The organism is Caulobacter sp. AVps16 (genome assembly GCF_058681455.1).
Genome location: NZ_CM178739.1, coordinates 1,182,196 through 1,201,448 on the forward strand (window position 1 = coordinate 1,182,196; position 19,253 = coordinate 1,201,448).

The following is a 19,253-nucleotide window of genomic DNA, read 5'->3' on the forward strand; positions in this document are numbered from 1 at the left end:
AATTTCACTAAGTTAACTTTACAGAATTGGAAGCAGCTAGGCTTGGTGAAATCTGCCAATAGAAAGCCGATAACCACGAGCCTTCAGTGTTTCTAGGGGCGGCGATTGCGGATACATTTGCGCAGTTCGCCAGCAGCCTTGACGCCGTCCTTCCAGGCCATGCGAAAGACCTCCCGGCCGCCGACGGCCAAGGCGAACTCCTGTTCGTCGGTCATGCCAACGAGTGCTGCTTCCATAGCTGGAACCGCGAGTACGATGGTGCCAAGCGGACCCATTCGGGGGTCCCGGGCGCGGTTGAAAGCCTTGACTGTCGCTGGTGGGGTGCCTGACTGGGTAAGCGTGACTTTGACTTCGCTAAAGCGGCGGGGGGTTGGGATGGCTTCGCCCGTGAACATGAGGAGACCCCCTTCCCAGCTCTTGTCGAAGCCACTCAGGGTGATCATGCCCTTGGGGCTTTGGTACATAGCGGTACAAAACTCGCCGGGCTCGGCAGGCTCCCGGCTCTGGAAGAATTGCCAGCTTCCTTTGAGCCATCGCTGGTACTCGGCTTCCTTTTCCGCGTCCCTTTCCTTCTGCTCCGCTTCGAGGGCCGCGATTTCTTTAAGACTCAGGCCCCTTGCCGGAGGTGCCGCATAGCGAACTTCATTGGAGCTGGATCTGTTGCTGTAATACGCCTGAATGCTCGCGGCAGTGCGCTGCTGTTCGGCAAACGCGCTCTGAGCATACAGTACCTGGAACATATCCTGCGCATGGAGTTGGCTGGCGGTGAAGCTGCTCGCCGAGAGGAGCGCAGCGCCAAAAATGGAGAGCCGCCTGCAGTTGAAAATGGTGCGCTTCAGGGATTCGGGCACGGAGGGTCTTCTCCATATCGTTACCAGTCGCCCGCCAGTGGAGGGTACTTGGAGGTTATGCTGGCCGCACTGTTGCGGCTTCGGCGTCTGTCCGAAGCCATGGGCATGCCTCAAGTGCAGGCCGCTACCGCCAGAGCGTCGTTCGTATCGGCCTGGAGGTGGCGGGACCTGACAAATGATGGTGTCACCGAACATGCTCAACCGGTCAGCCTCTGTGACGCCTTGCCTCGACTCCAAGCGAACTTGGAGTGTGCGCTATTGTAGAACTTCCCGATCCCGGGGCACCGAGCCGAGATGACCCGGTGCATTGTTCGTCGGCAGACGGGCACCTTGCCGTTTGCCGCAAGGCAGGCATTCGCGGCTTAGCCATGGCTGCGCCAGAGCGCGGCTTGATGCGTTCATTTTCAGATCTGCCCATGTAACTTGCTCACAGAATCCATCAGCCTGGTGAGCGGTGACCAATGTGCCGGACCGGTTTCTGTTCGCAACCGGTCCGGCGTCAGTAGTATTTAATTGGTTCAGATGTGGCGACGTGCGCAATTATATTCTTAAATATATCAGTTATTTGCAGATTCGACACGGGGCCATTTAAAGGCATGCGTTATAACAAGGATTAGAATTACGACCTCTACCGCTGCGCCAAAATACATGTGTGGCCAGGCCTCGCCTACCAAATTGAACAATGAATATGGAATGTAGATGGTGGCGATTATTATATTAGTCCACCGATTCAAACTGGCCGGCAGCACTACGCAAAGGAAAATCATTAGAGTTGGTATTGTAACCGAAGCAAGGCCAATAAAAGTAAAAGTTTGACTTATGTCAAATTCAAATACTCTCCCATTGAGAATATCGCGCAATGAGCCGGGCATGTATAGGTGGAAGTAGTCTAGGTAGATATACAAGAACATAAAGCTGGACCACAAAAGGGCCATCACAATTTTTGGATTTACATGGGATTCTTCCAATTTTGTTATTTTTGAATTTTGGATCTTCATAGTTATTCTCGTGGAAAAATTGATGACTATTTCGGGTGTGATCAGCAATCGGCTAAGGCTGGGACCGACCGAACGGAGCTGGCAGCTGGGCACGGTTTCTCCCAAACCTAGGCGTCACGCGTCGAGGTAGAGGCACGAGTTGCGGGAGTAGGTAGAAGATTGACCTACCTCTGCAGCGGGTTGCCCCGCCTCGGGCGCGCACCGTTTGCGGGCCACGATGCAGGGCCGGCGATCATTGCCTTTGGTGGCATGGTTCTCGACGGCGAGGATTTCGAAACCAGCTGCGCTGATAAGGGCGCAAAACTCGGCTTGTCTGAAGACGCTGACATGGGGAGCCATGCCGATCGCACGCAGACTTGGCAGCAACACCCGGCTTATCAGTGGCCCCATATCTTCAAGACAGGGCGTCTTGGAGATGAATAAACCGCCGGGGACAAGCAGGTCGTGAATGCGACATAGTGTAGCCTGCACGTTGCGGACCATATGGAGATAGTTGAACCCCAGAACTGCATTGTATTGCCCGGCAATGAGCATTGGGGATTCGGCAGTCGCGACATGGAAAGCAAGGGCCTGGATGGCGCCCGTGGATTGCTTCTCCTTGGCGATCGAGATCATTCCGGCGGACAGATCCGTCGCCAGATAGCTCCGCACGTCGCCTGCTAGCCGCAGTGCCGTACTACCGGTCCCGCAGCCCAATTCCAGCACGCTGTCGCCTGGTTGCAGCAGGGCCAGGGTCCGATCCAGGGTGCGCTCATAGCCGCCTTGATCAGCAATGATGTCCTTGGCGTATTTGCGCGAGATTTTGTTCCAATAACGCGTGTCGCTCGCTGTGTGCATGCCGGAATGCTCCTGTGGGAAAGCGAATAACACATACGTTTTTTGAGGAAATTGCCTAAATTCACAGCCATGATATACGTATTTGCATGACGACGATGGACTGGAACCGTATTCGCGCGTTTCACGCGACCGCTGTTGCGGGATCTCTGTCAGCAGCGGCGCGCCAGCTGGGCCTGACCCAGCCGACACTGTCTCGGCAGGTCCTGGCGCTTGAGGCCGATCTGGGTGTCGCCCTGTTTGAGCGACGGGGTCGCAAGTTGGTCCTCACCCAGACCGGGATGGAGCTGCTTGATCACATTCGGATCATGGGGGACGCCGCTGACACGCTCGTTCTCGCGGCCAGTGGTCGAGCGCAGGAGATTGGTGGGCGGGTCTGCATCTCTGCGACAGATATCTCTGCGGCCTATATCCTCCCCGAGATCGTGGCGCGCATAAGATCAGAAGCGCCTCAGATCACGATTGCGATCGTCGCCTCCAATGAGATCAGCGATCTACATCGTGGGGAGGCGGACATCGCCATACGCCATGTTCGTCCTGATCGCCCTGGTTTGGCCGGCTTGCATATCCGCGATGCCGAAGCGGGCTTCTTCGCGTCAGAGGATTGGGTCGCTCGCAAGGGTCGGCCAAAAGCGCCTGCCGATCTCGCCCGGGCGGGCCTAATGGGCTTCGATGATCCTCAATTCTCCAGCATTATGCGTGAGATCGGTATCCCGATCTTCACTGAGGATCTCCGGATCGTGTCGGAGTCGTCGGTTGTGATCTGGGAAATGGTGAAGCGCGGCATGGGTGTGGGCTTGATGATGCGCGCGGTGGCCGAGCGGACCCCCGGAGTGGTGAATCTCTTGCCGGAGATGGCTCCCATTCCGGTGCCAATCTGGCTGGTCACCCATCAGGAACTGCAATCTAGCCCTAGCATCCGCCTGGTCCAGGCGATCATGGCCGAGGAATTGGCTCGGATTTAGGGCTGCGCCAGCTAACAAGCGGCTCCTTCTTGCGTGGGGGGCTTCTTGGGTGTGGGCGCTCTAACAAGGACTTGTCTCCGCAGCTCATTTGGAACCGGGGATAAAGTGCGTTCGCTCAGCTTGAGGGGGCGCTATTGGCCTGGGGCGATGATAGCCAAGCGGACGCACTTGAACTTGGGTCCTGCGCTCAGCATCAACGACGTCGACTAAGTGATAGCTAAGCCAGCCTTTGTGGTCAGCTGTGAGGCCCTTTCAGCCAGGTTCAGGCAAGGGGAGGGGCACCTAGCAGCGGGACGGTTCGAAGCCGCGAGCGGGCACGTAGCGGCCATCATCACGGACGAAACGGATGCTACGTTCCCCGGTGTCGAGGGTGAAACCGCCGGCGAAGCCGACATCCCGAATTTGACCGGTCCAGGATCGACCAGAGCGGCCTTGCACGCCCCTCGCATCATAGCCCGACACGAAGGGGGCGGAGGCCACGGGGCCGGTCGGCCGCAGCTCGACGAGCTGAGTGCTCTCGCAGGCTATTCCTGCGTGCACATCACGCGTCCTGACGACAAGGACTGGCCACTGGCCAAACTCGTTCGCGACGCGAAACTCTGGGGCAAGGCCTGTGGGGGCGTCGATCCTAAGCGAGGGCCGAGCGCCGACCTGCTCATTGTCGGTCGGCGTAGCCAGCAGATAGAAGATACCGATCGAGCCGGTCACCTTGGGAAGGGCTAACTCGGCTCCAACCGTGGCTATCAGAACAGCCTGGTCTTCAAGAGCGATGACGGTCTGGGCCTTGTAGTTGAACGGACTGCCGTTCTTGGGCACCAGCTCTGGATGGGTCTTCAGTACAATAGCAAGTGCGGCTTCCGGACTCGGGACCGCGCTGCCCAGCCCAGCGGTCTGCTGCGACAGCCCTTCGTAACCAAGGGTCTTGGCCAAGGCCGAGGGCGACGGTTCAGTGTCGCCAATGAAGTAGCCGGCACCGACAGTGCCAGCTGCTAGCGCGAGGGCTGTGACGGAAAACATGATTCCGGCCCAACTGCTAAAGACGATACTGGCTGGTGGTTTGTCGGACGCTTGGTCGCGCGAGATGTTTCGGCTGGGGCGATTGTGGCGGGAGTTCGGCATGTCAAAGTCGCTTGCTGTTCCAGCATCGGCATACCGTCTGTCGGAGGGTGTTGCTGCACTGCCGATGACCCGGGACATCAGGCTAGCTGTTCAGAGCCGTGAGACTGCCCGACGGTCGCCTACAACTCTCCCCACCGGGGCTCTCTTGGGGCTGATCGCAAATGGAACGCAGCGGCCCAAGAGTTCAGGAGGGTGTCGACGAACGACGAGGCTCGCCCTGGCCGCAAGCGGCGAGAGCTAACCGGCATGCAAAAGCCAGGACGCGACGTCAGGCGCCTGTCGTCAGTCCGAAGCCGAGGCCCGACCGGCTCCCACGCGCGCGTTGATCGTCGCGCCCGAGGTCTGAGCCCTGCCGTCTGTCGGCTCTAAACAGCCATTCGTCGAAAATCCTGACGCCGCCCCGTCGCCCACAGCGGCCTGGCGAGCGCCGTATTGAGCGCAACCGAGCAGGTCGCCACGGTTCTACCAGACAACATCGAAACCGGATGACTTCGCCATGTCGGCCCTGCAAATGCTCAAGACCGCCACTGTAGAACCGTCGCCGGTTTCCTGCCTTTATCCAGATGTTGACCGCCATGGCGCGGAGTATCCAGATGTTCAGCGCCAAGGCGCAGAGCCTTTGCTCATCTTTTTCGCCGTTCGCAGCGAGCAGGCCGAAGACGCCGTCGAAACGATCCGGACGGCTCTGCCGCAAGGCTGCTTGCTTTACACCAGCCGCGGGGGTGCCTGGCGTCCCATCCAGGCCTCGCCAGATTGCCGAGCTATGCTGACCAATCGGCAACTGGAAATTCTCGAGCTCTTGGCGAGCAACAAATCGAACAAGGAAATCGGCCGAGCGTTGAGTCTGTCGCACTTCACCGTCCGGAATCATATTTCTCAACTGATGCGCCTGTTCAATGTCGCCACGCGCGGTGCCGTTGCCGCAGTTTGGGGCACGATGGCTAGCACAAGCCCCTGCTGAGGTTCTGCATACTGGCCGCTGATCACGCGTGGCGCGCCAAGTCTCAAAGTGGTCGGTGCCGAGGTGCTTAAAGGCCGGCGCACCGCTGGCGGGCGCCCCACGATCGCCAACGGCCGAGGCTGGGAAATCGGGGCTTATAGCACTGCAAAATCGCCGCCTAGATATCCACGCCAGATGAGGCAAGCCTGCCGCTAAATCCGCGACCCGGCTGTCCCAAAACTTCTGACGACGTAGAGGGGCGGCCAAATGGGCCAGACATAGCGTAACCGCGCAAGATCAGCTGCGGCAAGGCGGCACGGTAGCTATGGTTTTGCCGTTCTGTTTATCAGATTGAGTTAGTTTACAGCGGCAGATTGTTCCTCGACTGGCAGTCGCCTCAGGGGAAGATGAGATCCCTCGGTCGGAATGGAGCCACCGCCAAGGTCATGTCGACCAGGTTGCTGAGGGGTATCCAAAATCGTGCTGGAGGAAGATCAATGCGGCGACGAGAACAGGCCAACGGGAGCGTATCCTGTAGCCCGCATCATGACGTTACCGCTGCCTAGGAGTTATCCTAGAATCTCTCCGCGATGGCTGCGGGCTATCAAGTTCCTGAGTGTACTGGTTCTGCGCTGACTGATGACAAACCAATCCGAAGATCATTTCTACCAGCCTCTCGGAGAAGAGGCGATTGCTATGGATAATGGATTTCGAGGCCGAAAGGCGCTGATCGGCGAGGCGTTAAGGCTCGGTGTCACCTACCTTTTCTTGACGGCGTTGATCTTCGGCGTCACCGCTTACTTTTCCGGATCCGGACTGACTGAGAAACAGCCCAAGGGTTTTGCTGGTTATTCGACGCTGGTCGATGTTTTTTCAGGATTCTTATCTCTATTTATTATGTCTGTCGCGGTTTGGAATATCCGCAAAAGCAAGATGGTCTACAATATAATTGTTTGCTTTATTGTCGCTACCGCTGTGGCTTTTGCTGATTTTTTCCTAAGTCGAGAATTTTATAGGATCTTCTACGCTTCGGCGAACTTGGACTATTCTGTCAGTGGCAACATTCAAGACTTATTCATGTGTTGGGTCGCGTTTTTCGGCTGGTCCTGCGTGTTCCTGACCTTGCTCTTCAGTTTCGATGTCCGCGACCGGGAGCGCCGGCTGGCGGCTGTTCGGGAAGAGGCGTTGTCGGCCCAGATGCGAGCTTTGCGCTACCAGGTCAATCCGCACTTCCTCTTCAACACCCTCAACTCCATCGCGGGCCTGATCGAAGAGGGCTCTTCGGCGCGCGCGGAGCAGATGGTCTTGTCGCTCTCGACGTTTTTGCGCACCACGCTTACGTTGGATCCGTTCAACGATGTGAGGCTGTCCGAAGAGCTGACCTTGCAGAAAGAGTATCTGGAGATCGAGCACCAGCGTTTCTCGGACAGGATGAGCTTCCATATCGACATGCCTGAAGAGGTGCGCCGAGCGCTGGTGCCAAGTCTGATCCTGCAACCCCTGATCGAAAACGCGATCAAGCACGGGGTGGGGGCCATGGCGGGTCGGGTCAGTATCTGGCTCTCGGCGACGCGTGATGCAGACCGCCTGCGAGTGATCGTCGAGAACAATATGCCTGTGGACATGATCTTGCCCAAGCCGGCCGGCATGGGCGTTGGGCTGAAGAACGTTGCGGGTCGACTTCGCGCGCGGTTCAAGAACGATTGGCAATTCTCCGCAGGACCCGCAGAGCCGGGAATCTACCGCGCTGCTCTGGATCTGCCATGGAGGACCGAATGACGCCCCTTTCGGTCCTTGTCGTCGACGATGAGCCTTTGGCACGTCGTCGGCTGATCCGGCTGCTCAACAAGCTCGAGTGGGTCGGAGATATCAACGAGGCTTGCGATATCATCGAGGCTGCCGCGAGCATCAAGAAACGGATGCCTGATATCCTGCTGCTGGATATCCAGATGCCGGGCGGCACCGGGTTCGAACTGCTCCAACACTTTGGTGAGGGTTCACCGGTGATCGTATTCGTCACCGCCTTCGACAATCACGCCCTGCAGGCTTTTGATGCGAACGCGATCGACTACGTGACCAAGCCGATCGAGCCGGGACGCTTCGCACTGGCCTTGGAACGCGCCCGGTGCGCGGCCGGCTCTCAGGTCCAGGCCGAGCGTATCTTTGAGTTGCAGGAAGCCCTGTCTTCGGTGCTGCGCGTTTCGGATCCGGGGGCAGGGCAGACGCGGGAGTTTTGGGTCAAGTCACGCGGCGATTACATCCGTATCGCGCCTGAAACGATCCTCAGCTTTCAGGCCGATCGGGACTATGTCCGGATACTGGTCCCCGGCGCGGAATATCTCTATCAGGAGAGCTTGGCCTCCTTGGAGCGCCGGCTCAATCCAGCCGTTTTCTGTCGTGTTCACCGCAGCGCAATCGTTCGCCGCGGCGCGATCGCGCGTGTCAAACCGGGGCCCTTTTCCTCATTTGTCTTGGTGCTCGTCGACGGTGCCGAAATTCGTGTTGGCAGGACCTATGGCAACATAGTCAGGACCGCCCTGGCCCGTTAGGGGTGCGGTGGGCGCAGCGGTTATGCCGATTGCTGGACGCGGCCGTTTCCGCGCAAGCGTTCGCAGCCACTTGATGCCTATTGCTCGATTGTCGAGCGCATGGTCTGCAAGGTAGGTTGATCTTCTGCCGTGATTTTAATCAGAAACAGAATTCTATCTATAATTTTATATTAAGCGCATTCAGCAGGAATCGATAGGGTGAATTGTTTATAGTTAATTTTTGAAATTATGTACTAGTACCAATAGGCTATTTATTTCTATTTATTAAGTTCGCTAGAGCAGGGGTGCGCCTGTCAAAAACTTCGGGCGAGAAAATTCTACCCGAGGATTGCACCATGAATTCACCCGAAGCTGTGAGTCCACAATCTCACCGTGCCCCCATCGGCGTCAGGGTTGTTACCCTGGCAGCGCTGTCGACGCTGGCCTCAGCTTGCCAAACTATGCCGCCCAATGCGCCGGGCTCCGCCTTCTCCCCCCCTTCCCAGCAGTTGCCTACGGCAGAGGCCAAGCAGACCGTTGCAAGGCTTCAACGCGACGATGCGGCCGCTGACTCGGTCAAGCGCGTGTATATAGAGCCGAGTGTCCTGAAGCTTGGTGACGACACGCCTATCACTGCGGCGGACCAGGCCATGGTCCGATGGGAAATCGACCGCCAGCTCTGCTTCAAGCTTAGCCAGCAGTACGAGATCGCCACCTCGCCCGAGCCCGAAGCGGGGCTTGTCCGTACTAGGATCGTGACCGTCAAGCCGACTAGCAAGGCAGGCTCAGCGGCGACGGCTGCGGCTGGCGTCTTCGTTCCGGTTCCGGTGCGTTATCGCGGTCGCGGGATATCAGGCGGACTGGGCGTGGAGGCGGCTCTGACCGCGCCAGGGGGGCGACAAGTGGCGGCGTTTACCTGGACCAAGTCGGTCGAGGGCCTCAGCTTCATCGATCCCTCGCTCTCGCCGGTCGGTGACGCGCTTCAGCTCGCCAAGCCGTTCGCTAAGGCTGTAAGTAAGGCTTTCGCGGCCAAGGGGAGCCTTAAGCGGCCAGTCGCCAAGCCCGACCCATGCGCTCGATTTGGCCCGCGGCAGACGGCGGGACGCGCCGTAGGCGGCCTTCTGGTCAGCTTCGCTACGGGTCTCTACGTCCCCTCGGTCGCTGGCGCAGGGCGCGCGCCCGAAGGAGAGATCAAGGCCTCCAAGCCGTAGGGCGGGGCCTGACTGATAGCTCTGCGCACCGGCCTCTTGCCACCTACCCAAACCCGGGCGCAAACCAACCGAGGACTCTCGTTCCGGCTGGATGAGAAATGGGAGTCACGCCGGTCCGTTGGCCATCTCGTGCCGAAGCTCGAAATGCAAGCCTTCTCGATTTTTGCAAAGTCCAGTGTGGAGCCAGTTCGTCGCCTAAGGCAGTGATGAACCAGTGATGACCGAGCCTCAAGCTGAGGCTCGGTCATCGATCAAATATTTAATTAAAACAGATGGTATGAGAAGGTTTTGGCGGTTCTTGGTGTCCTCTACTCGGACATCGAACTGGAGGCGTGAGGCAGACCGGCGGCGAGCCGGATGTCAGGTGATGCGTTTGACGCTGACGGGGTCGCTGGCCGGGAAGCTTTCTTCCAGGCCTTCGTCCAGCAGGGCTTCCTGACGGTCCTCGGCCTGATCGACATGTTCGGCGAGGTTGTCGTGGGTTTCGCCGTCCGGCAACGGGGCAACCTTCCGGCTGGTTGCGGAGGCTTCGGTCTGGAAGGCTTCCTTCACGTCGGTTTCGCTGACCCGATCCTCGGGATGGCCTGCCTGTCCAAGGTCCTGGGCCTGGGACCAGTCGCCAAGAACACCGGGCGCTGAGTTGGCTGGACTCTGCTTGTTGTCAGTCATGGTCATGTCCTCTGGTGAGGATGAACAACGTTCGCCGGACCGGCCTGTTCCCGCCGACTCGCCGGAACAAGGCCTCGCTGTCGGGGGTGGTCTCCTGTACGGTGTCCCATGACCCACAGACCAACCACTCTCGAACGCGCCTTCCAGCTGGCGCGGTCCGGTGAATACGGCAACATTTCCGATATCCGACGGCAGCTGAAGATCGAGGGCTACTCCGATGCCCCCAGCCAGATCAGTGGTCCGTCCATGCTCAAGCAACTGCGCAAGCTATGCGAAGCGGCGCGGCCGGCTGAGACGAGCGATCTACCCGCCCTGGACGCCCTCTAGATGGCCCTGTCCGACGGTCAGTTGGAGGCGCTGAAAAACCTGGCGCGCAAGCAGGCCGGCGAGGATGTCGACTGGATCAACATCAGCCACGCCCGGGCCCTGACCGATCTCGGCTTCGCACAACGTGACCGTGTGGGCTGGAAGATCACGCCTGAGGGCCTGGAGGCCCTCGCTGCGGCGACCTGAGCTAGGCGGCGGGACGACGCGGAAAGTGCCGGCTGGCCCGTTCTGCGAAGCGGTCCGGCATGGCCTCTGCACCGGGTGCGATCGGCTGGTGCTTGGGGCCTCCGGCCTTGCGGCGATCCAGGGCGATAATCGTCGAGAGGGGCAGATGGCCTTGGTCGCGGGCCATCTTGCGGGCGCTTTCGATCAGGCTGGCCCCATAGACGGTGCCAATGCCGACCGCATCTGCGGCCCAGTCCGCCAAGCTTGCGGTTCGCCCCCCAAACATCTGAGCGATCTCGGCAGCGCCGCCCAGGATCAGGGCGGCCTGGGCCAGATCGCTGCGGCGAAGCCGTGGAAAGGCTGCGAAGGACACGGCCGTCAGAGCGCCGAAAGCAAGGGCGTGGGCGCTCTTGTCCGTAAGACCAAGAACCGCCTCCAGGCCCTGGAACGGTCCCAGCATCAGGGCCGTGGCTGTCGCGGCACCAAGGGCCAGAACGGCGCGAGCGGCGATCACGACATGGTTGGGCGTCAGCATGGTCCAGCTCTCGGCAAGGCTGATCTCTAGCCCCAGCCTCACACCAGTTCCGTTAAGGAATATCGTCAACCAAGTCTGAATTCGTCTCGCCTTGAGCCGTCAGGACTTGGCAGTCTTAGCCCTGCGCTTGGCCTTGGCGGTCTTGGCGGCGGCCTTCTTTTGAGCTTCGGCCTCGGCCTTTGCGGCCTCGTCCTTGGACTTTTTCCAGGCCTGATAGGCTTCGACATGAGGCTGGCGACGCAGGATCTTCGAGGCGGGATCCACGATGACCGGCGTCATTGCACCGACCGGGACCCGGCCCGTTCCGCCCGTCATCGGCAGGGTAACGACCTGGCTTCCGACCTTAACCTCGACCGGCATCGGGAAGGGCTTGTTCCCCGGAACCTTCCAGCTCAGGACGAGATCTTCGCCCTCATGGCTCTGCACCAGTTCCGGCGCAGCGGCTTCATAGAGATAGACGTTGAAGAACCAGCCATAATCCTGGCCCGTCACGTTATTGACGGCATTGATGAAGTCCCGGGTCGTGGCATAGCGCGGTGCGAAATTGCCGGGCCGGGGGTCCGCCCGACCGTAGACGATGATACGGACCGCCTTGAAGAATGCCTCGTCGCCGATCAGGCTCCGCAAGGTGTGCAGGGCGTTGGCACCCTTGTAATAGATGTCGTTGCCCGGTCCGACCTTGGCATCATAGACCTGATCTTCCGCCATGACCTTTCCGGCCACGATCGGGAACTGGTTCCGGATGGCGGCGCGCTGGGTATTGAGCCGCGCCATGTATTCCATGTCGCCATGCAGCCACTGGGAGTAGAGCGGCTGCATGTAGGTGCCCAGCCCCTCGTGTAGCCACATGTCGTCCCAGTCGGCATTGGTCAGTTGATTGCCAAACCATTCGTGCGCCAGTTCGTGCTGCAGCAGCCAGTCATAGCCATAGACATCCCTGGCATAGCCATTGCCGTAGGCATTGATGGTCTGGTGCTCCATGCCGAGGTGAGGGGTTTCGACGACGCCCATCTTCTCGTCCCGAAACGGATAGGGGCCGATCATCGCTTCATAGAAGTCGAGCATGGGCGCAAACTCAGCAAACAGCGCCTTGGCCTCGACCTCATGCCCCTTCAGGTGCCAGTACCGGATCGGAAAACTGTCTCCGAAGCGGCTCCTGTAGCTGTCAGCCAGTTCGACATAGGGCCCGATGTTCAGGGCGATGGCATAGGTATTCGGCGACCTGGCGCGCCAGTTATAGGTTCGCCACCCATCCTTCTCGGTCATGCCGAGGAACTGGCCATTGGCCGGTGCGACCAGCGGTGCAGGGACGGTAACGTGCAGGTCGACCAGTCGGGGTTCACCCATCGGTTGGTCGATGCAGGGCCAGAAGAGATCGCAGCCGTCGCCCTGTACGGCGGTCGCAATCCAGGGTTCGCCAGACTTCGTCGTCTTCCAGACAAAGCCGCCATCCCAGGGCGCGCGCTTCGCCTCATGCGGGACCCCGGCATAGCGAATCCGGAGCTTGACCGTCTCGTCCTTGGCCAGGGGCGCTGGCAAGGTGATGGTGAGCCTGCCTTCGGGATTGCTCCAGGTGCCGGCAGCCAGGGGCTTGCCATCGAGGGCCAGCAGGCTGACCGGCAGGTTCCGGTCAAGGTCGAGGACCAGTCGGCTCAGCGGACCCCGCGCCTTGATCGTCAGGGTGGCATCGCCCTCGATCGCCTTGCGGGCGGGGATCACCTTCAGGCCCAGGTCGACATGCTCGAGGCTCATGTCGCGCTGCTCGGCCGGAACCTCGCCGCCGGTCCCGAGAGTGAGGGCGGTGGTCTTTGGGGACGCGTGCCGAACCTCGGCTGTTGCCAGATCACTGCCGAGCATCAGGACCGTGGTCAGGGCCACGGCGACCAGCGGATTGGAAGAGCAGGACAAGCAGGACCCCCGGCACGGCATGATGGTCGCCATGGGTAGGCCGGGGCGGACGTTACGCCAAGGGGGTCAGATCTTCTCGCTGATCTTGATCGCCGCCCGACAACCGGCCTGGATCACGGCCGTCAGCAGGGGATAGGCCACGGCGTCATGGGCACCTTCCTCAACGGCCAGGTCCCGGTGTGCCAACTCGTCGTCGCGAAACTTCGAGAGTTCAGCGGCGAGGTCGGGATCGCGATCGGCCAGTTCGGTGATCTGGGCGGCATAGTGCTTTTCGATGACCGTTTCGACGGCCTCGGTGCAGGCGTGGGCCGCTTTGTCGCCCAGCAGGGCCGTGCCCGCTCCGAGGGCGAAGGCGGCCGCCCGCCAGACCGGCGACATCAAGGTCGGACGAACCCCGCGCTCGGTCAGAAGCTGGTCGAAGCGAGTGAGATGGACCTGTTCATGGCCTTCCATCTCCTGCAGCTGTTCTGCCAGCCGCTCGCGGCCGGGACTGGCGCGCATGACCGCAGCCTGGCCCCGATAGATATGGACTGCGGCCAGTTCCCCGGCCTGATCAACGCGGAGAATCTCGGCCAGGCGCGCGCGCGCAGCCCCGGCCCCCGGTCGACGCGGCGCGGGTCCGCTCACGAGGTTGCCTTTGACTTGCGCAGGCCGGCCGCGAGGCTGGCACCCGAGAGACCCAGCGAAATCAGGGCGTTCCAGCCGGCCATGGAAAGACCTAGAAAGACCCAGGCGGCCTTGTCGCAGGCGGGGGGCTTGATCTTGTCGCCCTTGAGCATGGCCACCAGGTCGCCGGCGGCCGCGACCGTGCCGCCGCTGCAGGTGGTAGGGCCGGGCCACCACTTCCACTCGACCCCGGCATGAAAGGCCGCGAGCCCGGCCGCATAGAGAAAGACCGCGGCGAGCAGTAGGTCGAACGGCTGACGCAGCTTCGCGGCCCACGGGCTGTAGCGTGCGGCCAGGGCGACCAGGGCGACGGTGCCCGCCACCCAGAGGACCTCGCGCTGTTTCAGGCACAGGGTGCAGGGATAGAGCTTGCCGAAGGTCTCGAAGGCATGGGCGGTCGCCAGCAGGCTGGCGCTGGCCACCAGGGCAACCAGCGGCCAGGCGTCGAGGGCCTTTGCGATGATCGGGGCCCTGACCGGCGCGACGGCCTCGGCCGGCAAAGGACCGCGCACGGGGTCAAGGACGGGGGCTTCCTCAAGCGCGAGGCCGACGGCTGTCGCCTTGGGATCGTTGAGGTCGCTGGTCATACCGCGCAGGCACCACCGCTGCTGCCGCCCAGGAAATGGCTCGCCATCAGGCCAATCACAAGCAGCACGAACAGGCCGCCGGCAAAAAGGGCGAGGCGGCGTTCGATCACCGGGAGCAGGGCGGGGCCGAACTTCTTGACCACCCAGGCGACCAGGAAGAAGCGTGCGCCGCGCGTGATCACCGAGGCGATGATGAACATCGGGAAGCTGAAGGCCGCCAGACCAGAGGCAATGGTCACCAGCTTGTAGGGAATGGGCGTCACGCCCTTGGCCAGAATGACCCAGACCCCGTACTTGTCATACCAGCACTGGAACTCGGCCAGGCCGCCGGCGTGGCCGGTCGCAGCCATCAGCCAGATGCCGAAATCCTGCAGGAAGAATCCGATCGCGTAGCCGAGGACACCCCCCAGAACCGAGGCCAGGGTGCAGATCGTGGCATAGGACCAGGCCCGGTCAGGGCGCGCCAGAACCATTGGGGCCAGCATCACGTCTGGCGGAATGGGGAAGAATGAGCTTTCGGCAAAGGAGATGGCGAACAGGCTCTTCGGGGCGTGGCGCGAGGCGGCCAGTCCCATGACCCAATCGTACAGGCGACGCAGCATGCGAACTCCGGTTTGGTGACCCCTTTAGCTAGCAGGGGGCGCGGCCATTGTCCCCAGCCATGATCGATTTCCCGGCACAAGAATGATGCCCATCTCCCTCCGGGATCGGGCACCATGGGTCGGGCTGGCGTCGCGGCGCTTGGATTTCCGGTGGCGGATGGTTATCACCCGCGTTCAAGGGCTTGCGCCCACGACATCTTCGAAAGCCGATCCGATGAGCGATACCCCTCCTGACCGTCTGGCCACCAATCCCGACAGCCCCTTCTACAATGCCGAGCTTCTCGAACGCGGCGTGGGGATCCGCTTCAAGGGGGTCGAGAAGACCAATGTTGACGAGTATTGCGTCAGCGAAGGCTGGGTCCGGGTGACGGCCGGCAAGACGCTCGACCGCAAGGGCAATCCGATGACCATCAAGCTGCAGGGCGAAGTGGTTCCCTATTTCCGCGATATCGCCGAGTCCTGAACGTGACCCTGCGTCGCCTGATCGATCTGCCCGGCTTTGCCGACCTTGAACACAGGGCCCTGATGAAGCCTGCCTTCGCCGATCCCGAGGCGCGGCGGGAGTTCCCGGAGATCGATCAACTGGCGCGGGACACCTTCGGACTGACCGCCGACGAGGCCGCCCAGATTCCGGATCCGGAAGGCTGGGACGGCATCGACATCAAGTCGATGCGCGATCAGGCCGACCAGTTCGAACGGGAAGGCTGGGATGTGACCGATGACAAGCGGCGGCCGCTGCGGATTCTGGGCCATTTCAGCCATCCGCTCTGGCTGGCCCTGCGCGGCGTGGCCGGCAGCCTGCCGTTCGCGCCCGAGCCGGATGCGACCGATCCAGCCCTGACGTCCCTGGCGGCGGAAGCCAAGGCCTTCCAACGGGACAAGCGCTAGCTAGCGCTTCTTGCCCAGTTCCGCGCCGATATCCTTGATGGAATTGCCGACCTTGCGGTGGGCGGCGACGATCTGGTCCTTGGTCACGCCCCAGCGCTTCATCCAGTACTCGACTTGGTGACGTTCGCGGGGATCGAGTCGGTCTTCGTCACGAAAGTCGCGCTTGCCCTTGGGAACGCCCATCTTGGTCTCCTGCCTTGTTCCGCGACCTATCCTGCGCTCCAACAGTTGTCGAGGCGACGCCCGCGGCGCATCTTTTTGCGCGATTCCTCCGTTTCAGAGCCTGGCCGACCGATGAGCGACCCCGATCTTGACGCCATGGCGGCCGATGAGCTGAGCCGCGCCATGACCCTCAGCTGGCGCGACCTGTCCAAGGTGATTCCCTGGGGCGACACGTTCGAGGGCATTTCACCGGCCGGCCGCGATGTCGAGGTGGAGCGGAACTATCTGTGGGTCGCCGATGAAGGTGGCGACATCCTCTGTGAGGTCGCCGTCTATGGCGGACCGTCACGATATGATCAGGGCGCGCGGGCCAGGGGCGTGATTTCCCGCAAAGGGTGACAAGCTTCAGGGTGCAAGTGGTCTTGGCTTGCGTTAACCATAAGTCGCGCCATCATGGTGTCGCCGCAGTATGGGGAGGGGTTGGTGTACCAGTCAGAGTTTCCGGTCGATCAGCCCATCCCGATCTTTGACCCGACCCTGCTGGCGGGTCTGGTGCTGGCCGCCGTGGTCATAGCGGCCCTGGCCTTTGCCGTGGGGCGAAACCTGGGCCGCAAGGACAGGGGTGAGCAGTCGCGCGGCGTTGCCAAGACCATCCATGATGCGATCAAGGCCAAGTGCGTCGCAGCGACGAGCGCGCCTTCGGGCGAGCTGGTCTCCAAGACCCAGGAACTGGTCGAGGAAGTACAAAGGCGTATCGGGCCGCTCCTGCAGTTCGGCGGCCCCTGCGCCAAGGCGATGAAGGGTCTGGCCGAGGCGCTTAAGGGCGAGCCGGCTGAGGAAAAGGACAAGGGTGGCAAGGACGCCCATGGGCACGGCGGTGGTCATGGTCATGGCCATGGGCATGGCCAGCCGCATGCCCATGGCGTGGCCGACCATGGTGGACACGGGACGGTGGGTCATGGCGGCCATGATCCCACCTGCCAGTGCGAGCGCTGTGTCGTTGCGGTGATCGAAGCGGCCGCGCCGAATGTCACGATTCTGGGCCCACGGATCGGTGGCCAGACCGTGGTGATTTCCAATCCTCCCAGCCCGCCCAAGCCTGCGGACGATCACCATGCCGAGCCGGAACCCAAGGTTCTGGATCACAAGGATTTTTCCAAGCAGGTGCGGATGGCGGTGGTCGAGTTTTCGGATTTCTGGAGCCGCGGCGACTGCCTTCTGGAGCTCGAGCGTTGCCAGGCGGCCCTGACCAGCACGACACCGTTTCCGGACAACAAGCTGAAAGATCTCTCACACCACTAGGGACGGGTCTCTGCCCACGGCACGGGCGAGTTGTGCCGCGAATGCACAACCGACGCACGAAATGCGCCGATTGTGTCGCACGAGAGATTCGACGATTGTGGTTCTCGCCGCCAGGGCGTGACATCAGTTTGCCGCGAGATGCACGGAGACCCGGCGGGTCGTCGTGACGACGCAAGGATTGGCGAAGGATCGTCTTCCAATGGGCGACCACGCCCGGGAGGACGAAAGGAACGGGTCATGACCGCAACGGTCTCTTCCCTGACGACGGCGGTGCCTGTGGCACCCGAAGAGGCGCTGAGCCTCGCCGACTATGTCCCGTATCGCCTGGTGACGGCGGCGGCGGCGGTCAGCCGGCTGATCGCGCGCGCCTATGAGGACCGGTTCGGCCTGACCATTCCACAATGGCGGCTGATGTCTGTTCTGGCTGAAGGGGGTCTGACGCCCCACGCCGCCGTAACCCGCACGGCCATGGACAAGGTCCGGGTCAGTCGCGCGGCCCAGGATCTGGTGGAAAGGCGGTTGGTCAATCGCACGACGGTCAGGGCGGATCGTCGATCCCACCGGCTGGAACTGACCGCCGCAGGCCGGCGCCTGTTCGCCGAGATCGCTCCCATGGCCCTGGCCTATGAAGCGGCCCTGCTGTCAGGCCTTGCCCCCAGCGAGGTGGTGACCCTGAAGCGCCTCCTGGGCCGGCTTGAGGTCACAGCGACCCAACTGGCGGGCGGTGAGACTATAATTCCCTGAAATCCCGCGCTTCATAGACAGCGCGGGCGATCGCACGGGCCAGGCAATCCGCCGCCGCTGATCCCAGCCGTGAAACCTCGACCGGCCGGGTGCCAGGGTCGCGGGGCAATTCGACCTGGCCTGAGGCCAGGGCGAAGACTACATCCCCATCGAAACTGGTATGGGCCGGCCTGACGGCGCGGCCCATGCCGTCGTGGGCCATCATCGCCACTCTCTTGGCCTCGGCCGTGGACAGGTCTGCTGTGACCGCAATGACCGCCAAGGTGGTGTTGGCCCCGGCCCGCAGGCGGCCGGCCGCGCCGAGTTTTGATTCGTCGGGCAGGGGTTCCGTCGCGGAGACAGGCCCCTGTGGTGTGCGCCCGCCGAACTCGCCATCGATCTCGAACGGCCAGGCCCAGAAGGTTTCGCCGTCCGGCATATAGACCGCGCCGATGGGGTTTGCCGCGACCAGAGCGCCGACGATCAGGCCGCCGCCGAGGTCGATCGAGGCTGAGCCCAGCCCACCCTTGACGAGGCCGGCCCTGGCCCCGCGACCGGCTCCGACTGCGCCGAGTTCAAAGCTGTGATCGGCGGCGGCAGCAGCGGCCTGGCCCAGCTCTCGGTAGGGGGGCGTCAGGCCCCATGACTTGTCGCCGCCGTTGGCCAGGTCGTGAAGAACGGCGGCCGGCACAATGGGGATGGCTACCGGCCCGGCCGCCAGGCGGACTCCGATTCCCTTGACTGACAGGTAGCTGGCGACTCCGTCCGCTGCGCCAAGGCCAAAGACCGAACCTCCGGAGAGGCAGATGGCGTGGGCCCGGCTGAAGCTGTTTTCTGGCGCAAGGGTGTCGGTTTCGCGCACGCCTGGGCCACCGCCGCGAACATCGACGGCCGCGTTCCAGCCCTCAGGGCAGAGAATCACGGTGACGCCGGTGCGGATGGACTCGTCCTGGGCGGACCCAACGGTCAGTCCCGGCACGTCCGTGATCAGGTTTCGAGGGCCGGGTCGAGGCATGGCGAGAATCTCCTGGTGGCCAACCCTAGGCCAGTCGTCTCGCCACTGGAATTCACCTCGGACGCCTGCTAGAGAGACGGCCCTTCGCGAAATGCGAAGTCTGCGGGCGTGGTGAAACTGGTAGACGCGCCGGACTCAAAATCCGGTTCCGAAAGGAGTGTCGGTTCGACCCCGACCGCCCGCACCAGAAACTTGAAACTCAAGTTTTCCACCTTGGTAACGAACTGAATCGTTCAATATTAGTTTAGTATGAGTTCT

Annotated in this window: 24 protein-coding genes and 1 tRNA gene; 13 read left to right on the forward strand and 12 right to left on the reverse strand. The window is 61.6% G+C overall.

The genetic code is table 11. The annotated features are described in order from the left end of the window. Positions 1 to 92: 92 nt before the first annotated feature. The 3 genes from ACW17U_RS05670 to ACW17U_RS05680 all read right to left on the reverse strand — a co-directional run bounded on the left by ACW17U_RS05670 (position 93) and on the right by ACW17U_RS05680 (position 2,686). On the reverse strand, positions 93 to 851 hold the full coding sequence (locus tag ACW17U_RS05670) for a hypothetical protein (protein WP_492055176.1): 759 nt from the start codon (positions 849 to 851) through the stop codon (positions 93 to 95). A 557-nt stretch (positions 852 to 1,408) separates the two neighbouring features. After that, the gene (locus ACW17U_RS05675; RefSeq protein ID WP_492055177.1) at positions 1,409 to 1,849 is read right to left on the reverse strand and encodes a DUF6326 family protein; all 441 of its coding nucleotides are present in this window, start codon (positions 1,847 to 1,849) and stop codon (positions 1,409 to 1,411) included. A 114-nt stretch (positions 1,850 to 1,963) separates the two neighbouring features. After that, entirely contained in the window at positions 1,964 to 2,686 is a 723-nt protein-coding gene (locus ACW17U_RS05680; protein WP_492055178.1) for a class I SAM-dependent methyltransferase, read from the reverse strand. An 86-nt stretch (positions 2,687 to 2,772) separates the two neighbouring features. Here ACW17U_RS05680 and ACW17U_RS05685 point away from each other — a divergent pair, with 86 nt between their 5' ends. Continuing rightward, positions 2,773 to 3,648, forward strand: a complete 876-nt coding sequence (locus tag ACW17U_RS05685; RefSeq protein ID WP_492055179.1) for a LysR family transcriptional regulator — start codon at positions 2,773 to 2,775, stop codon at positions 3,646 to 3,648. Positions 3,649 to 3,930: 282 nt separating this feature from the next. Here the strand turns inward: ACW17U_RS05685 and ACW17U_RS05690 are convergent, their stop codons facing one another. After that, a complete protein-coding gene (locus ACW17U_RS05690) occupies positions 3,931 to 4,665 on the reverse strand; it encodes a hypothetical protein (protein ID WP_492055180.1) in 735 nt (244 codons plus the stop codon). 598 nt (positions 4,666 to 5,263) lie between these two features. Here ACW17U_RS05690 and ACW17U_RS05695 point away from each other — a divergent pair. The 4 genes from ACW17U_RS05695 (at position 5,264) to ACW17U_RS05710 (ending at position 9,446) form a co-directional block, all read left to right on the forward strand. After that, entirely contained in the window at positions 5,264 to 5,728 is a 465-nt protein-coding gene (locus ACW17U_RS05695) for a helix-turn-helix transcriptional regulator (protein ID WP_492055181.1), read from the forward strand. Between the two features lie 618 nt (positions 5,729 to 6,346). After that, positions 6,347 to 7,486, forward strand: a complete 1,140-nt coding sequence (locus ACW17U_RS05700) for a sensor histidine kinase (RefSeq protein ID WP_492055182.1) — start codon at positions 6,347 to 6,349, stop codon at positions 7,484 to 7,486. After that, positions 7,483 to 8,256 carry a LytR/AlgR family response regulator transcription factor gene (locus tag ACW17U_RS05705; protein WP_492055183.1) on the forward strand — a complete coding sequence of 258 codons (774 nt, stop codon included), beginning with the start codon at positions 7,483 to 7,485 and terminating at the stop codon, positions 8,254 to 8,256. Before ACW17U_RS05700 ends, ACW17U_RS05705 begins: the two co-directional genes overlap by 4 nt. Before the next feature lie 440 nt (positions 8,257 to 8,696). Further along, the gene (locus ACW17U_RS05710) at positions 8,697 to 9,446 is read left to right on the forward strand and encodes a DUF3313 family protein (RefSeq protein ID WP_492055695.1); all 750 of its coding nucleotides are present in this window, start codon (positions 8,697 to 8,699) and stop codon (positions 9,444 to 9,446) included. A gap of 360 nt (positions 9,447 to 9,806) precedes the next feature. Here the strand turns inward: ACW17U_RS05710 and ACW17U_RS05715 are convergent, their stop codons facing one another. Beyond that, positions 9,807 to 10,115, reverse strand: coding sequence for a hypothetical protein (locus ACW17U_RS05715; protein ID WP_492055184.1), 309 nt, complete (start codon positions 10,113 to 10,115; stop codon positions 9,807 to 9,809). 108 nt (positions 10,116 to 10,223) lie between these two features. Here ACW17U_RS05715 and ACW17U_RS05720 point away from each other — a divergent pair, with 108 nt between their 5' ends. After that, positions 10,224 to 10,442 carry a hypothetical protein gene (locus ACW17U_RS05720; protein ID WP_492055185.1) on the forward strand — a complete coding sequence of 73 codons (219 nt, stop codon included), beginning with the start codon at positions 10,224 to 10,226 and terminating at the stop codon, positions 10,440 to 10,442. Continuing rightward, a complete protein-coding gene (locus ACW17U_RS05725; RefSeq protein ID WP_062147104.1) occupies positions 10,443 to 10,628 on the forward strand; it encodes a hypothetical protein in 186 nt (61 codons plus the stop codon). It begins immediately after the preceding gene. Position 10,629: 1 nt separating this feature from the next. Here ACW17U_RS05725 and ACW17U_RS05730 read toward each other — a convergent pair whose 3' ends face one another. The 5 genes from ACW17U_RS05730 to ACW17U_RS05750 all read right to left on the reverse strand — a co-directional run bounded on the left by ACW17U_RS05730 (position 10,630) and on the right by ACW17U_RS05750 (position 14,905). Beyond that, on the reverse strand, positions 10,630 to 11,184 hold the full coding sequence (locus ACW17U_RS05730; protein ID WP_492055186.1) for a VanZ family protein: 555 nt from the start codon (positions 11,182 to 11,184) through the stop codon (positions 10,630 to 10,632). Positions 11,185 to 11,241: 57 nt separating this feature from the next. Beyond that, positions 11,242 to 12,999: a M1 family metallopeptidase gene (locus ACW17U_RS05735; protein ID WP_492055696.1), complete on the reverse strand. Its 1,758-nt coding sequence runs from the start codon at positions 12,997 to 12,999 to the stop codon at positions 11,242 to 11,244. 117 nt (positions 13,000 to 13,116) lie between these two features. Then, on the reverse strand, positions 13,117 to 13,677 hold the full coding sequence (locus ACW17U_RS05740; RefSeq protein ID WP_062147100.1) for a demethoxyubiquinone hydroxylase family protein: 561 nt from the start codon (positions 13,675 to 13,677) through the stop codon (positions 13,117 to 13,119). Further along, positions 13,674 to 14,303: a disulfide bond formation protein B gene (locus tag ACW17U_RS05745; protein WP_492055187.1), complete on the reverse strand. Its 630-nt coding sequence runs from the start codon at positions 14,301 to 14,303 to the stop codon at positions 13,674 to 13,676. The genes ACW17U_RS05740 and ACW17U_RS05745 overlap by 4 nt, the downstream gene beginning before the upstream one ends. Continuing rightward, positions 14,300 to 14,905 carry a YqaA family protein gene (locus ACW17U_RS05750; RefSeq protein WP_062147096.1) on the reverse strand — a complete coding sequence of 202 codons (606 nt, stop codon included), beginning with the start codon at positions 14,903 to 14,905 and terminating at the stop codon, positions 14,300 to 14,302. The genes ACW17U_RS05745 and ACW17U_RS05750 overlap by 4 nt, the downstream gene beginning before the upstream one ends. 214 nt (positions 14,906 to 15,119) lie before the next feature. On the opposite strand from ACW17U_RS05750, the gene ACW17U_RS05755 reads away from it, so the two are divergent. Both ACW17U_RS05755 and ACW17U_RS05760 read left to right on the forward strand, forming a co-directional pair. Continuing rightward, the gene (locus ACW17U_RS05755) at positions 15,120 to 15,368 is read left to right on the forward strand and encodes a DUF3297 family protein (RefSeq protein ID WP_062147094.1); all 249 of its coding nucleotides are present in this window, start codon (positions 15,120 to 15,122) and stop codon (positions 15,366 to 15,368) included. 2 nt (positions 15,369 to 15,370) lie between these two features. Next, positions 15,371 to 15,793 (forward strand): hypothetical protein, encoded by a 423-nt coding sequence (locus tag ACW17U_RS05760; protein WP_492055188.1) that lies wholly within the window; start codon positions 15,371 to 15,373, stop codon positions 15,791 to 15,793. Here ACW17U_RS05760 and ACW17U_RS05765 read toward each other — a convergent pair whose 3' ends face one another. Continuing rightward, positions 15,794 to 15,976, reverse strand: coding sequence for a DUF3606 domain-containing protein (locus ACW17U_RS05765; RefSeq protein ID WP_492055189.1), 183 nt, complete (start codon positions 15,974 to 15,976; stop codon positions 15,794 to 15,796). Between the two features lie 135 nt (positions 15,977 to 16,111). On the opposite strand from ACW17U_RS05765, the gene ACW17U_RS05770 reads away from it, so the two are divergent. The 3 genes from ACW17U_RS05770 (at position 16,112) to ACW17U_RS05780 (ending at position 18,001) form a co-directional block, all read left to right on the forward strand. Further along, positions 16,112 to 16,354, forward strand: coding sequence for a hypothetical protein (locus ACW17U_RS05770; protein ID WP_492055697.1), 243 nt, complete (start codon positions 16,112 to 16,114; stop codon positions 16,352 to 16,354). 84 nt (positions 16,355 to 16,438) lie between these two features. Then, positions 16,439 to 17,257 carry a hypothetical protein gene (locus ACW17U_RS05775; RefSeq protein ID WP_492055190.1) on the forward strand — a complete coding sequence of 273 codons (819 nt, stop codon included), beginning with the start codon at positions 16,439 to 16,441 and terminating at the stop codon, positions 17,255 to 17,257. A 237-nt stretch (positions 17,258 to 17,494) separates the two neighbouring features. Beyond that, on the forward strand, positions 17,495 to 18,001 hold the full coding sequence (locus ACW17U_RS05780; RefSeq protein ID WP_062147088.1) for a MarR family winged helix-turn-helix transcriptional regulator: 507 nt from the start codon (positions 17,495 to 17,497) through the stop codon (positions 17,999 to 18,001). Here the strand turns inward: ACW17U_RS05780 and ACW17U_RS05785 are convergent. After that, positions 17,988 to 18,995, reverse strand: coding sequence for a P1 family peptidase (locus ACW17U_RS05785; protein ID WP_492055191.1), 1,008 nt, complete (start codon positions 18,993 to 18,995; stop codon positions 17,988 to 17,990). The two genes, ACW17U_RS05780 and ACW17U_RS05785, sit on opposite strands and share 14 nt — an antisense overlap. A 102-nt stretch (positions 18,996 to 19,097) precedes the next feature. Here ACW17U_RS05785 and ACW17U_RS05790 point away from each other — a divergent pair. Further along, positions 19,098 to 19,182: transfer RNA gene (locus tag ACW17U_RS05790), tRNA-Leu, on the forward strand. The last annotated feature ends 71 nt before the right edge of the window (positions 19,183 to 19,253 follow it).